The following is a 13200-nucleotide window of genomic DNA, read 5'->3' as shown; positions in this document are numbered from 1 at the left end:
ATATCCGAGGTCAGCATGAAACTGATTACAGCAATTATTAAACCTTTCAAGCTCGATGAAGTACGCGAAGCCTTGTCCACCATTGGTGTGCAAGGGATTACCGTAACGGAAGTCAAGGGCTTTGGGCGCCAAAAAGGCCATACCGAGTTATATCGTGGTGCCGAATATGTGGTCGATTTTCTGCCCAAGACAAAAATTGAAGCAGCCGTGGACGATGCCATCGTTGATAGGGCGATTGAAGCGATAGAAACCGCTGCCCGTACCGGGAAAATTGGTGACGGCAAGATTTTTGTCTATGACTTGCAACAAGTTGTGCGTATTCGTACCGGTGAAACCGGCAACGACGCGCTTTAATCGGCTACCAGGGAGTTCACATGAAAAAACTATTGAAGAACATACTGGCGGGGACAGTCTTACTGGCAACAGTCGGTTTTGCATCGCTGGCTTTGGCTGAAGATGCACCAAAAGCAGCTGCTGCGTCAGTGCCTGCTTCTACAGCAGTCGCCTCATCGGCTTCTGCTTCAGCCCCTGCGGCGTCGGCGACAGTTACAGCACCAGCCGCACCAGCTGTTTCCATTGCGGCCGCGCCTGCTTCAGCACCTGCTGCACCGGCTGTGGCTGCGGACCCTGCGGCGGCATCAGCAGCGGCGGCTGCACCGGCTCCGGTTCCCAACAAGGGCGACACGGCCTGGATGATGGTCTCGACCTTGCTGGTTATTTTGATGACCATACCAGGCCTGGCCCTGTTTTACGGCGGCCTGGTACGTTCCAAGAATATGCTGTCCATACTCATGCAGGTTTTCATGATCTTTGCCGTGATTATTGTTCTCTGGTGCATCTATGGCTATTCACTGGCGTTTACAGAGGGCGGCAAGTTCATCGGCTCGTTTGACAGGCTGTTCCTGAAAGGTATCTGGGATCCTGCCAAAGCCACCTTCAGTACGGCGGCTACCTTCAGCAAGGGTGTTGTTATTCCTGAATTTGTCTATGTAGCCTTCCAGGCGACATTTGCTGCAATTACTTGCGGCCTGATCATTGGTGCTTTTGCTGAACGTGCAAAATTCACGGCAGTATTGTTGTTCGTGGTCTTGTGGTTCACTTTCAGTTACCTGCCTATCGCTCACATGGTCTGGTTCTGGACTGGTCCTGACACCATCAAGGATGCAGCTACGGCGGCTACTGAACTGGTCAAAGGCGGTTTCCTGCAACAAAAAGGCGCGCTTGATTTCGCCGGTGGTACGGTCGTGCATATCAATGCTGCGGTGGCCGGTCTGGTTGGTGCTTATCTGATAGGCAAACGTGTCGGCTACGGCAAAGAATCGATGGCGCCACATTCGCTGACCATGACGATGATAGGCGCATCCCTGTTGTGGGTGGGCTGGTTTGGTTTCAATGCAGGTTCCGCACTGGAAGCTGGCGATGTGGCAGCACTGGCATTCGTCAACACCTTGCTGGCAACAGCTGCTGCAACTGTTTCATGGGTATTCGGTGAATGGATGTCCAAGGGCAAACCTTCCATGCTGGGTGGCGCATCCGGTGCGGTAGCTGGTCTGGTTGCGATTACGCCAGCCTGCGGTTTTGTTGGCCCTATGGGTGCACTGATCATCGGTCTGCTGGCAGGTATCGTCTGTCTGTGGGGTGTGAATGGTTTGAAACGTCTGCTGGGTGCAGATGATTCCCTCGACGTATTTGGTGTACATGGCGTTGGCGGTATCCTGGGTGCATTGCTGACTGGCGTGTTTGCTGCCCCATCGTTGGGTGGTCAGGGCATATTTGATTATGTCGCCAACAAGATGTCGGCTGATCCTTACTCCATCTTTGATCAACTGGTCACACAAGGTACGGCGGTTGGTGTCACGATTTTGTGGTCAGGCATTGTTTCTCTGGTCGCTTACAAGCTGGTTGACTTGGTGGTTGGCCTGCGTGTACCAGAAGATGAAGAACGTGAAGGTCTGGACATCACCAGCCATGGTGAATCTGCTTATCATTCATGATCTGAAGTCGTTTTATAGTTCTAATTTTGAGTATCCAAAGGAAGTACCGTCAGTACCGTAATCAGAGCTTGCGGTCCTGAATTTGACAGGCAGTCCTGCGTCACGCAGGGCTGCCTTTTTTTATTCTGTGAAGCTAAAGAGGGCGCGGGTAAAATAGTGAGGTCGTTAAAAAGCCGCGTTACCCGTTTGGGCAGCGCGGCTTTGTAAGGTGATGCAGTCTGCTCAGGCTTACTTGCTGACTTATTTACTAACTGCTGACTTATTTGCTGGCAGTCTTGGCAGGTACCAGCAGCCACAAGCGACCCATGTCGGCGGCGCCATCATTGCCTTGTATGGTTTTGAATACTTCTTTCGCCTTTTCGCGATTGCCGGCATGCAGGTAAGCCATGCCCAGATGCAGTTTGGCTTCATCAACAGACTTCAGGCCACCTTTTGCAATACCTTGCTCTATCAACCCAATGCCTTTGTCGAACTGACCGTTCAACACGTAGTTGTAGCCGATGTTGACCATGCCTATACCTGTTTTCGATGCTTTGGCAGATGCTTCGCCGGCGTCCAGATTTTTCAGGTCATCAGCAGCCTGTTTATAGGTGCGGTCACGTAACTGCTTGTGCTTGGCACCTTCTTTGCCATTACCCAACATATTGGCGGCATAGCCAGCATCGATGGCTGCTTTGGCTTCAATCGGCAAGCCTGCCAGCAAGGCCAGTTCCGTCATTTCTACGTATTGCGAAGCATCATCCAGCGAGTCTGTGACCAGCAGCAAACGGTACAGGTCCAGACGCAGACGTTCTGCAAAACCTGGGCGGTGTTCTATGCGATACAACAGGTCGCCCCAGTATTCTTTTTGTGGATACAGTTCGAGCATGCGTTCCAGCACGAGCGCATAGCCGTTATTGTCCTTGATTTGCTGATAACTGCCAGCCAGCAGACGCAGGTTTTCCTGGCTGGGGTTACGTTTGGCTTTGTCATCTTCTGCGATAACAGCAGTCAATACCTTGATGGTGCCGGCATAGTCATTTTCCAGATAATAGGCACGTGCCATCAGGTTGTGCATACCCTGGTTGCTATTGTCTTTGGCGAGGTAACGCTGCGCCCAGGCTTTTGCCAGATCATATTTCTTCTCGTTAAAGAAGGTACCTGCCATGGCTTCGATAAGACGCAGTTTTTCCGGGTCTTTCAGAAAGTCAGTCTGTATCATCTTGTCAAAAGACTGGGCCATCATGGCTGAATCATTCGTACTGGAGGCCACCACGGCGCGCATGCGGTCAATGGCAAATATTTCATAGGGCGTCTTTTTGTCCAGGGCTTCCAGGGCATTGATTTTTTCCACCGCCTGAGGATATTGCTTGGCGTTCAGCAGTTCCTGGATTTCAGCAAGTGGCTTGCCCATTTCTGCGCGTACGGTCAGTTGCTTGCTTGCATCAGCAGCAGCTTCTTGTGCTTGTGCAGTATTGATAGTCACAGGAGAAACGCCAGATCCGATTGCTGCCACCATCATGGCGGCGAACAGGTAAGAGATTTTATTCATGAGTGATCCAGATGTAAAAATGAAAGTAGCAGCAAGAGCAGGGTCAGGCAGTAGCCAGGCCCGGCCGCCAAAAGCCTTGCACCAGTCCTTTTCCGTTCAGATCCTGAAGTCAGTATATTTGCGGAATGCGGCATTATAGCTGAGCATGCGCCAGCATTACCATTTGCAGCCTGTGTCCACAACGGCGCTGACCGCCAATGGGATGACAGCCAGCAAACCCAGACCAGAAAAAGCCTTGATGCATTCTTTCTTTCCGGCCCTTTTTGTACCTTCACCAAGACGTTTTTCCATCGTGTCGCGGCGCCAGTGACTAGCCTGTATTTGCTCAATTTCACCGGGTTTGCGCTGGCGATCCAGTGTCAGTGCAGCGCTACGCAAACTGTCCAGATCCAGTGACGGGCTTGTTTTGGAATCTGTTTCAGAGGGGGCAGGTGGACTGATGGGTTCAGCTTCAGCACTGGTTTGCGTGCTGGCTGGATGATCATTTGTTGTTTTATCGGTAATTTCCTGCGCAGGCTGTCGTTTGGCAGCAGGCGTAAGTTTCTCGGTAGAAACGGCAGTTGGAAGCTGTGTGGAAACGGGGGCTGAAGTGGGAATGCTTACTGAAACGGGTTTTGCCGGCGCAGGTTTGGGAATGGCCAAGAGTTGTAGATATTGTACTAAATCATTTTCCGGTTTATTTGAACGGTCCCAGATCTGATGACGTACAAGCTGCCATACGACCAGGTGTGTCAGCAACACCAATAACAAGCTTAGGCTGCGTGCCGGGGTTGGCAGCTTCGATCTTCCCGAAAAATGCATGCTGTATCCATAATTTTTTACCTGCACTGTCTGACCGGATAAACTTGGTAAAAGTTCATGACTACCCATATCCTTCAGATGTAAGTGTGCACTAGCTTTGGTTAAGCGGCTTATGTGCGTTGCTGTACCAGTATCCATGGCTTCACCACCACCGTCCAGAGCTGGCGGTCTTGTTCCAGCCAGCTTTGCGCCTGGGCATCGCTGACCCTGGCCAGTTGACCATTGGCCAGCAGGGCGGCGATTTCACTAGCGTGATCTTCTGCCATATGCACAGCGACTTCCACCAGATCCTGACCATCCTCTACCACCAGCACGGAGCCGCCCGCAAAGTGTTTTAGTAACTCACTCCAGGGGAAGGAAGCGGTTTCCAGGTTGATCTTGGTACGCAAAATATCAGTATTGGGCATGAAAATGACTCGAACTAAAAATTGGAAAAGGGCCGAAAGCTGCCAGAAACAGTTATTCGCGACATAATTTTACGCACATCTCAAAATAAAACAGGCAAACTGATGCGGAAATGCTATTTTTTGGCTTAAGCTGCTGACACCGCATCAAATTGTGATGTGGAACTTCTTGAAACCCCCAGGACTTGCGCTAAAGAGACGACATGACGCTGAGACGCCAACTACTTCTCGCTATTTCCCTTATATTTTTTGCAGTGTTTCTTGGTTTGCAAATTCTGTCGGTGCTGACCACCAAAGATTATCTGCAACAGCAACTGGCATCGCACGCACAGGATGCGGCCACGGCTTTGTCCCGGCCGCTGGAAGATGCCATGGCAAAAAACGACCAGACCCTGGCCGACATCCAGATATCCACCATCTTTGACCGCGGCTATTATAAGAAAATCGTGGTACTCGATCCAGCAGGAAAAGTGCTGATCAGTAAAGAGCTGTCTGCCAATAAAGAAAAAGTGCCGGTCTGGATGCCTTCGCTGTTTGATTTGCAAACACCGCCTGGTGAAGCATTCATTTCTTCTGGCTGGCGTCAACTGGGCAAAGTCATCGTGCTTAGTCACCCCGCCTATGCCTATGAATACCTGTGGCGCTCAATGAAAGAAACGGCGCTCTGGATGTTTGCCATGTATCTGCTGGTATGGGGACTGACGGTTTTGCTGTTAAGGATCATTTTGAGCCCGCTGGAAAAAATAGAAGAAGTGGCTCTGGCGATTCAGGAAAAGCGTTTCCAGCGTATAGAAGTATTGCCACAAGCGCGTGAATTCAGACGTGTGGTGGAAGCCATGAATCATATGTCTGACCGTATCTCCAGCGTGCTGGACGAAGAAATCAACAAGGCTGAAACCTACCGGCGTGAGGCCTTCATTGATAAAGTCAGTAATCTTGAAAACCGCCATGGCTTTGATCTGCGCTTTAATCATCTTTTGGCAGAAGACGGGCGCTTTGAAACCGCTATCCTCTTTGTATTTGAGTTTGATGGTTTGAAAGAATATAACCATCAATACGGTTATCAACAGGGTGATGCCTTGCTGGCAGACGTGGCAACCGTCGTGCGCGAAGTGGTCAGCAAGTATGGCAATATCATAGGACGCATCGGTGGCACCTCGATTGCGGCAGTCTGCGTCGATATTGATGACAAGGCAATCACTGTGTTGATTGACGCCCTGCAATACCGCCTGAACCAGGTATTGTTGCGTGCTTCCCGGCATGTCAGCCTGGCGGCGGGCGCTGTCGTGTTTAGCCCGGCGCAAACACGTACCGATATTTTCTCACGTGCCGATCTGGCGATAGAAACCTCACGTCAGGCCGGCACCGGGCAAATTACCCTGGCCAGCCTGGAAGACAATGAAACCAATATCGCCGGCTCGCATGGCTGGCGCACCCTGATACGCAATGCCCTGGCAGAAAACCGCTGGGTTTTGTTTGCCCAGCCGGTGATGCGTCTGCAACTACGCCAATTAGTGCACCATGAAGTGTTTTCCCGTTTGATGGATGGAGAAGGAAATCTGGTACCGGCAAATAAATTTTTGCCCATGGCACTGCGCCATCAATTAATGCCGGAAATAGACCAGGCTGTGATTTCCCTGATTATTGACATGCTGCTGGCACCGAGGCCGGCATTTAAGAACCTGGCCGTGAATGTCTCTCTGCAATCCATTGAAAGTCAGGATTTTTGCGACTGGTTGCTGGCGCGTTTGAAATTTTCACCGGAGCTGGCAGGCCGTCTCTCCATAGAATTAAGCGAATTTGCCTGCGCCAAAGATCATGCTGTCACCAGAAAATTTGTGGCTTTATTGCGTGATGCCGGCATGCGTTTTGGCGTCGATCATTTTGGCCTTGATCCGCATGCTCTGAATTTTATCCGCGAAGTGCCGCCAGATTACATCAAGCTCGATGGCGGTCTGATAGCGCAAATCGCCGGCAATGAAAGCAGTCATGCGCATTTACGCGCCATCGTTAAATTCGCGCAGTCACTGGATATTCCCCTGATCGCACAAAATGTCGAGAGTGAGGCTTCACTGCAATTACTGCTGGCTGATCACATCGCCTGCGGGCAGGGTTTCTATTTTGGCGTGCCTGAAAAAATAGTGACACCGCCAGTGGAATAAGACCAGGTAGCGAACCTGGCTGGGAAACAGAAAAACGTCCTGCATCGTCACATCTTGCTACATGCGTTTTTCTTTCTCCATTTTTTCTATCAGGTCTTTCCACAGACGTACATTTGATGCGCCACCTTTTTTTGTGTTGCCGCTGGCCAGCCACAAGTCTTCATCATTGAAGCTGTATACCGGGATCAGGTCATTGCGCGCAGAGCCAGGCTGGATTTCATCGACGAGGTTATCCAATATCCACGGTTCCGCAGTTGGCGTTGGGTAGTATGCCAGCACCATATGGGTTTCCCCTATGCGGATCGCCCTGACATAAGTAATACGCAAACGCTCGACAGGTACACCCAGTTCTTTCAGGGTCATGTATTTGGCGATGGCATAGTCTTCACAATCACCACCCCATGACGCTATGAATTCGACAGGTGTGGCCCAATAATCAGCGACCCCCCAATGTTCCTGGTCACTGAAATAGGGCACATGATTGTAAAAATCATTCACTTGCCGCAAGACAGGCATTTCATATTGCGCATCGCTGGAACGTAAGATATTTTTTGGAAAATCCCTGCCTGCCTGGGCTTTGATCTTGTTCACCGCAGCTTGCATTTGCATCAGGCGGCGCGGCCCTTCGACACCAAAACGCTTTTGTACACTTTCCATCAGCCCATGCGAAAAATCCACCAGGCCGGAGATCGCCAGCGGACTAGTGAGTACGAGTAGCATCAACAGAGATACCGTGATTTTTGCTTCAAAACTTCGCATGTGCAGGCGATCCGGGCAACCGAAGATAGTGCTAAGTGTATCCGCTTCTTGCCCGGGATTTGATGCTCACCAGCATTTAAACATTGTTAAACAGCATACAATTAAACTAAACCCGAAAAGCAAGGTCAATTCAGGATCAGCCATTTGCCTTGAGAAATCAGCAGAAAAAGGAAAGCATGATGTCAAATACAAAACAAAGCTGGATAGATTTACGCAGTGATACCGTCACGCGCCCCTCTGCTGCGATGCGTGCAGCCATGCATGAAGCCGAGGTAGGTGACGATGTCTATGCCGATGACCCTAGCGTCAACCGGCTGCAAGCCTATGCCGCAGAGTTGTTTGGTTACGAGGCCGCGCTGTTTGCACCTTCTGGCACCCAGACCAATTTGCTGGCCCTGTTGAGTCATTGTGCCCGTGGTGATGAATATCTGGCGGGACAAGAAGCCCATACCTACAAATATGAAGGAGGTGGCGCGGCTGTTTTGGGCAGCATACAGCCACAGCCTTTGCCCAATCAGGCAGATGGCAGCATTGCCCTCAGTGATATTGCCGCGGCCATCAAGCCCGATGACTTCCATTTCGCCCGCAGCCGCCTGCTGGCTTTGGAAAACACCATAGGTGGCCGTGTTTTACCGGCCACGTATATACAGGCAGCCACCAGCCTCGCGCATGAACGTGGACTGGCGACTCATCTGGACGGTGCGCGTATCTGCAATGCGGCAGTCAGGTCGGGTGTCAGCCTGCAGCAGGCAGTGCTTGGTTTTGACAGTGTATCGGTCTGCTTGTCCAAGGGCCTGGGCGCGCCGGTGGGTTCTTTGCTTTGTGGGGATAGTGCCCTGATTAAACAGGCGCTGCGCTGGCGCAAGATGCTCGGTGGTGGCATGCGTCAGGCCGGCAGCCTGGCCGCAGCCGGTTTATACGCACTGGAAAATAATGTTTCCCGTTTGGCTGATGATCACGACAATGCAACCCTGCTGGCAAACGGATTAAGCCAGATAGCCTGCATACAGGTGCAAACACCGCAAACCAATATTGTTTATGCTGATTTGCCAGAAACAGCGTGCCCGGCGCTGAATGATTTCTTGTCGCAACGCGGCATCATGGCCAGGGTGACCCCACACATGCGCATGGTGACCCATCTGGATATAGGCAGGGAAGATATCAGCATGGTGGTGGCTGCTTTTACTGATTTCTTCGGAACCTGGCAAACAGTGGCAATAGCAGCAAGCAGCAAGCAATAGTTAAAAAATTATTCAGCGTTGAAAATAGGGCTATACACCACGATACGCCCTATACGTAAAGTCCTTTTGTCCTCGCTGAGTTTGACATTTTCTACACAGGGCAGGTTCGCCAGATCCTGCCCCAGATTATTTTGTGGATGGGCGACGGTGGCGACGATATTAAACAGGCTGACACACTGGCTGAGTGAAGCCTGATGCAGGTTTTCCACGCAAAAATAGGCGATATTTTGCTCCTGCGCCTGTTCACCATTTGTCGTTAAAGAAATGGAAAACGTGACGCTCTCCTGAGTTGACTGATTCAAAACAGTTTGCAACCAGCCCTTGCTGACAGCGTCATATTCAATACGGCAGGTCAGCACGTCGCCTGCGTTGACTGCCATGCGCGGGCCACCATAGCAGCCATGAAAAGGACCATCCTTGTTTTCTGTATTTACATACTGGCCGGAGATCCACCAGCCTTCTTCCAGTAGCTGATCAGGGTTGGGCGCGCAAGATGTACTTAGCGGTGCGCAATAAGTCAGTACAGGTTGCAATACCCCGCGCCCGACAGGCGAAAAGTGGGCACCACCTGGTTGCAAGCCCGGCCAGATAAAAAATACCCCACGTGGGCTGGGCACAGATGGCACCTGCATGCTGGCTTGTAATGAAATCCAGCCATTGTCCGGCGGTGCCCAGATGCCGGCGACAGCGCCTTTGGATGCCGGTTTTTCATAGACATCTGCCCCGGCTTCCATGCCGAGTACCGGCGTGCCGGAAAAAAATACCACATCACCCGCATGCAAGACCTGATGCCGGCTCAGTATCAGGAAATCTTTGACGTAAAAGAAAAAAGTAATCCTGTCATCAGCGGCAGCAAATGCCTTGGCTTCTGCCGAAGTCAGACACTGTTTGCGGCAGACTTCCAGCTCCCAGTTGGCATCTTCATGTACTGCCACACCGGGAATTTTCACCCATTGCAAACCGGCGTTTTTGACACTGAACGCCATGGGCGTTTGCGCTTCAGGTATGGCGATATTTTTTTCTTTATTCGTCACACTTCTCTCCAATTGGATACTGAGAAATTCTCAAACTATCAAGCCCTGCTGATGTATATTTATAGCTGGGCGTCGGCCCGGTATCCGGCCAATAAATCATTCTTCCTGCGCCGGTCACTGCTGACACGGCTGCTGATCGGAGTCCTGCTTTGATCCAGGCGTCTGTCGGTTTTTCTGCGGTCAAAACGTGTTTGTGTGTCGCCAAACAATTCACGCAGTTTTTCCATGTCAAACGTCTTTTCTTCTTCAGTCTGTTCATGCTGGCCGAACAGGTGTGCCTGAGGTTTCAGTAGCGGTGGCAGTCGATCCAGAAAACTGGCAAATTCTCCGGCGGCATCGGCCTTCAAAAGTGCGTCAACAGTGGGCATAGTCTGTGTGGTCTGCATGATTACTCCTGTTACGGTAGCTTGCATTTTGTTAAACCCCTTGATGATTTTCGAGAGTTTGTTGAGTGACGGCCAAACTCTTTTCTTTCTGCCCTGCCACATCCTCAATCACATGGGACAGGCTGCGGTGCCAGTCCAAAATTCAAGAGATTTTTCGCTACATCACTCTGGCTGCGCTCTTTAATTCCTGGGTGTCTGGCCGGTGTGGCCGCAGTGGTGGGTTTGTTTTGCGAACGTGTTACTTTCTCTTCCGCCTGCTCCAGCCCCACCGTGGTTGACCAGGGCTTGTCTTTTGACACCCAGGTACTGGCCCACAGGACGTAAGGCATTTCCAGTATCGATGGCTGTGCTTCACATTGCACCTGCATGCGTATCCTTGTCGACGTATGCAGTGCCGCTGCCCAGGCAACTTGCGGGTAGGCGGCGTTGACCACATTGTTGACCGCCCCGGCCCTTGACCCTATGGTCAGTCGTGCATGGCGCTGGAATCTCGATATCTGTTCCACACTTTTTTGTATCAGCACACTGCGGGTTTCATGATAAAAAATATCGTCGGTCAGCAAGCGCATGGCAATCTTGCGTGCTACCCTGGCCTTCAAGGCCATCTTGCTCAACATCATGAACAAGAGCAGATTCGATACCCCCAGTAACATTTCAGATGACAGCATTTTCTTTCTCCCCCAAACGGCAAACACGTCAGCGCCTGCATCGTAATGCGATAATTGCAAGTGTCGTGCCAGCCTCTGCCTACTGGGAGAGCGGCTATTTTTGAATGCAGGTTGACACGTAAAGCACAGAAACTTACATTAGGCTTTACACATGACTTACACAGATGGCGCAGAACAAAGAATGAATGATATTGACTACACGCTGACTTCCCCCTTGTCCAGACTGGCTGACAACACCGCTGCCTTGCTGGGCCTGACTATCGTCTGGCATCCTGACAGTCAGCGCATTGGCGAGCAGTTCATTGCCAGTAATCCTTCTGGCCTGGTTGAAATCAGCCGTTTCCTGCCCTTGTTCCGGCATCCAGCCAAAGAAGGCCTGGCGCTGGGCTATGGTGGTATTTCACGTGAGGCCGTGCGCATCGCGCGCGACAGTGTCGATGGCGTCCTTATTACGCCGCCAGCCAGTCGCATGGTGGTAGAGGTGAATGGTGCAGAAATCACAGAGCCCGTGTATTTAAGCCGTGAACAGCTTGAAGACGGCGTCATCCTCGGTCTGGGTCGAGCAGTGCTGATCTGCCTGCACTGGATGCGTTGCCTGCCCAAACATAATCCAGCCATGGGTTTCATTGGCGTTGGCAGTGCCGCCATCCTTGCCCGCGACCAGATACGCCAGGTTGCTGGTACAGAATTGCCTGTGCTGCTGCTGGGCGAAACCGGTACCGGCAAAGAAATCGCCGCACGTGCCATTCATGCCTTCAGCAAACGTGCTGATGCGGCACTGGTGACCGTCAACATGGCTGCCCTCAACGAAGCCCTGGCCGCGGCAGACTTGTTTGGCGCAGCCAAAGGAGCCTATACAGGCGCACAAAACGCCCGCAAAGGTTTGTTTGGCGAAGCCGAAGGGGCGACACTTTTTCTCGATGAAATAGGCAACACGCCAGCCAGCATACAACCCATGTTGCTGCGCGTGCTGGAAAGCGGCGATTACCGCCCGCTGGGTGCGCAGCAAGACCAGAAATCCAGCGCCCGCCTGATCGCCGCCACCGATCAGGACCTCTACAGCGAGGGCTTCAACCAGGCGCTGCTGCGTCGTCTGGAGAGTTTCATCATCCACCTGCCGCCATTACGTAGCCGCCGCGAAGATATGGGTGTATTGCTGCTGCATCTGCTGGAAGCCAGCAAGCTGCAAAATGACATAGGCAATAATTTGCCCGTGGCTCTGGTCAGCGAATTTGCCAACTATGACTGGCCCGGCAATATCCGCCAACTCGCGCATGTCTTGCGGCGTGCACTGCTGGCCTTGCAACTGGGCGAGGTTCCGCGCCTGGCCACGTTGGCAAAAACCAGCCAGAACCGATCTGCGTCAGTCAATGAAAATTCCACCATCAGCGGCGACAGCAAGCCACCCATGCCAGCACCACCGCGCAAGAAGCTGACCGAATTAAGTGAAGACGATGTCGTGCGCGCCATGGAAAACAATGACTGGTACATACAGGGCGCCGCGCAAGAGCTGGGTATCTCACGCCCTTCCATGTACAAACTGCTCGACAGCCACAGCCAGATACGCCGTGCCGAACAGATAACGATGGAAGAAATTCGCCAGACACTGGAAACCAGCGCTGGCGATGTAGAGGCATGTGCTGCTTTGTTAAAAACGCCGAGTGAGGCACTGCGGCGGTATTTGAAGGTGATGGGGGTTTAAGACATTATTCGGATTCAACAATTGCCTGGTATTGTGATCATTTATTGATCAACCACCAGTTTGCACATCTATTTCAGGGTCTGGCAAGTAGAAAAATTCAGAACTTACTACATTACCAGTAGAGTCCGTGAAGTCCGCTGTAAATGAGATTGTGAATCCCCAGAAACCTAAACTGTCTTCACTCATTGTCATTGTTACGCCGTCAACTGGACATGCCGTTTTAGCAGTACCAACTGCCGCTTTACCGTTATCGAATATACCCTTGCATATAGCTATGAAGGCACTTGCGGTTACTGTTGCGCTATTTGATGGATCGGTAGCAGTACCTTTGAAACTAAAGGTCACAGTATCGCCAACATTGAGAACGCGTTTATTATTTATAGGACTTCTTGGCGGTTCTGGATTAAATTTTCCTGTTGCTGAAACAGTAGCCCTACTTTGTGGATCGCCTTGGCTAAAAAATGTTGTGAATGTATAGTTGACTGGATCACTCATATTCAAGTTCTCAATGGGTTAAA

Annotated in this window: 13 protein-coding genes; 5 read left to right on the top strand and 8 right to left on the bottom strand. The window is 51.4% G+C overall.

Annotated features, from left to right (window positions below; genetic code table 11):
• Positions 1-15 precede the first annotated feature (15 nt).
• Both ACO0LH_RS05225 and ACO0LH_RS05220 read left to right on the top strand, forming a co-directional pair.
• Positions 16-354, top strand: coding sequence for a P-II family nitrogen regulator (locus ACO0LH_RS05225; protein WP_110254759.1), 339 nt, complete (start codon positions 16-18; stop codon positions 352-354).
• Between the two features lie 20 nt (positions 355-374).
• Positions 375-1994, top strand: coding sequence for an ammonium transporter (locus ACO0LH_RS05220; RefSeq protein ID WP_422939978.1), 1620 nt, complete (start codon positions 375-377; stop codon positions 1992-1994).
• A 259-nt stretch (positions 1995-2253) separates the two neighbouring features.
• Here ACO0LH_RS05220 and ACO0LH_RS05215 read toward each other — a convergent pair whose 3' ends face one another.
• The 3 genes from ACO0LH_RS05215 to ACO0LH_RS05205 all read right to left on the bottom strand — a co-directional run bounded on the left by ACO0LH_RS05215 (position 2254) and on the right by ACO0LH_RS05205 (position 4733).
• The gene (locus ACO0LH_RS05215) at positions 2254-3525 is read right to left on the bottom strand and encodes a tetratricopeptide repeat protein (protein WP_422939977.1); all 1272 of its coding nucleotides are present in this window, start codon (positions 3523-3525) and stop codon (positions 2254-2256) included.
• Positions 3526-3681: 156 nt separating this feature from the next.
• Positions 3682-4326, bottom strand: coding sequence for a hypothetical protein (locus ACO0LH_RS05210; RefSeq protein ID WP_422939976.1), 645 nt, complete (start codon positions 4324-4326; stop codon positions 3682-3684).
• A gap of 110 nt (positions 4327-4436) precedes the next feature.
• A complete protein-coding gene (locus ACO0LH_RS05205; protein ID WP_422939975.1) occupies positions 4437-4733 on the bottom strand; it encodes a DUF2288 domain-containing protein in 297 nt (98 codons plus the stop codon).
• Positions 4734-4933: 200 nt separating this feature from the next.
• Here ACO0LH_RS05205 and ACO0LH_RS05200 point away from each other — a divergent pair, with 200 nt between their 5' ends.
• Positions 4934-6892 carry a bifunctional diguanylate cyclase/phosphodiesterase gene (locus ACO0LH_RS05200; RefSeq protein WP_422939974.1) on the top strand — a complete coding sequence of 653 codons (1959 nt, stop codon included), beginning with the start codon at positions 4934-4936 and terminating at the stop codon, positions 6890-6892.
• A gap of 57 nt (positions 6893-6949) precedes the next feature.
• On the opposite strand, the gene ACO0LH_RS05195 is transcribed toward ACO0LH_RS05200, so the two are convergent.
• Entirely contained in the window at positions 6950-7651 is a 702-nt protein-coding gene (locus ACO0LH_RS05195) for a transglutaminase-like cysteine peptidase (protein WP_422939973.1), read from the bottom strand.
• A gap of 179 nt (positions 7652-7830) precedes the next feature.
• Here ACO0LH_RS05195 and ltaE point away from each other — a divergent pair, with 179 nt between their 5' ends.
• Entirely contained in the window at positions 7831-8892 is a 1062-nt protein-coding gene (ltaE, locus tag ACO0LH_RS05190; RefSeq protein WP_422939972.1) for a low-specificity L-threonine aldolase, read from the top strand.
• An 8-nt stretch (positions 8893-8900) separates the two neighbouring features.
• On the opposite strand, the gene ACO0LH_RS05185 is transcribed toward ltaE, so the two are convergent.
• The 3 genes from ACO0LH_RS05185 to ACO0LH_RS05175 all read right to left on the bottom strand — a co-directional run bounded on the left by ACO0LH_RS05185 (position 8901) and on the right by ACO0LH_RS05175 (position 10980).
• On the bottom strand, positions 8901-9926 hold the full coding sequence (locus ACO0LH_RS05185) for a hypothetical protein (RefSeq protein WP_422939971.1): 1026 nt from the start codon (positions 9924-9926) through the stop codon (positions 8901-8903).
• A 59-nt stretch (positions 9927-9985) separates the two neighbouring features.
• On the bottom strand, positions 9986-10312 hold the full coding sequence (locus ACO0LH_RS05180) for a hypothetical protein (protein WP_422939970.1): 327 nt from the start codon (positions 10310-10312) through the stop codon (positions 9986-9988).
• Positions 10313-10416: 104 nt separating this feature from the next.
• A complete protein-coding gene (locus tag ACO0LH_RS05175; protein ID WP_422939969.1) occupies positions 10417-10980 on the bottom strand; it encodes a hypothetical protein in 564 nt (187 codons plus the stop codon).
• 151 nt (positions 10981-11131) lie between these two features.
• Here ACO0LH_RS05175 and ACO0LH_RS05170 point away from each other — a divergent pair, with 151 nt between their 5' ends.
• The gene (locus ACO0LH_RS05170; RefSeq protein ID WP_422939968.1) at positions 11132-12682 is read left to right on the top strand and encodes a sigma-54-dependent transcriptional regulator; all 1551 of its coding nucleotides are present in this window, start codon (positions 11132-11134) and stop codon (positions 12680-12682) included.
• Between the two features lie 48 nt (positions 12683-12730).
• On the opposite strand, the gene ACO0LH_RS05165 is transcribed toward ACO0LH_RS05170, so the two are convergent.
• A complete protein-coding gene (locus ACO0LH_RS05165) occupies positions 12731-13177 on the bottom strand; it encodes a hypothetical protein (RefSeq protein ID WP_422939967.1) in 447 nt (148 codons plus the stop codon).
• Between the last annotated feature and the right edge of the window lie 23 nt (positions 13178-13200).

It is taken from the genome of Undibacterium sp. TJN19 (assembly GCF_049339485.1).
Taxonomy (GTDB): domain Bacteria; phylum Pseudomonadota; class Gammaproteobacteria; order Burkholderiales; family Burkholderiaceae_D; genus Undibacterium.
The sequence above is the reverse complement of the archived record's forward strand: the minus strand, read 5'-3'. Positions and strand labels throughout refer to the sequence as shown.

Coding starts and splice junctions, on each gene's coding strand:
- ACO0LH_RS05225 (WP_110254759.1), top strand. CDS start 16: ATGAAACTGATTACAGCAATTATTAAACCTTTCAAGCTCGATGAAGTA.
- ACO0LH_RS05220 (WP_422939978.1), top strand. CDS start 375: ATGAAAAAACTATTGAAGAACATACTGGCGGGGACAGTCTTACTGGCA.
- ACO0LH_RS05215 (WP_422939977.1), bottom strand. CDS start 3,525: ATGAATAAAATCTCTTACCTGTTCGCCGCCATGATGGTGGCAGCAATC.
- ACO0LH_RS05210 (WP_422939976.1), bottom strand. CDS start 4,326: ATGCATTTTTCGGGAAGATCGAAGCTGCCAACCCCGGCACGCAGCCTA.
- ACO0LH_RS05205 (WP_422939975.1), bottom strand. CDS start 4,733: ATGCCCAATACTGATATTTTGCGTACCAAGATCAACCTGGAAACCGCT.
- ACO0LH_RS05200 (WP_422939974.1), top strand. CDS start 4,934: ATGACGCTGAGACGCCAACTACTTCTCGCTATTTCCCTTATATTTTTT.
- ACO0LH_RS05195 (WP_422939973.1), bottom strand. CDS start 7,651: ATGCGAAGTTTTGAAGCAAAAATCACGGTATCTCTGTTGATGCTACTC.
- ltaE (WP_422939972.1), top strand. CDS start 7,831: ATGTCAAATACAAAACAAAGCTGGATAGATTTACGCAGTGATACCGTC.
- ACO0LH_RS05180 (WP_422939970.1), bottom strand. CDS start 10,312: ATGCAGACCACACAGACTATGCCCACTGTTGACGCACTTTTGAAGGCC.
- ACO0LH_RS05175 (WP_422939969.1), bottom strand. CDS start 10,980: ATGCTGTCATCTGAAATGTTACTGGGGGTATCGAATCTGCTCTTGTTC.
- ACO0LH_RS05170 (WP_422939968.1), top strand. CDS start 11,132: ATGACTTACACAGATGGCGCAGAACAAAGAATGAATGATATTGACTAC.
- ACO0LH_RS05165 (WP_422939967.1), bottom strand. CDS start 13,177: ATGAGTGATCCAGTCAACTATACATTCACAACATTTTTTAGCCAAGGC.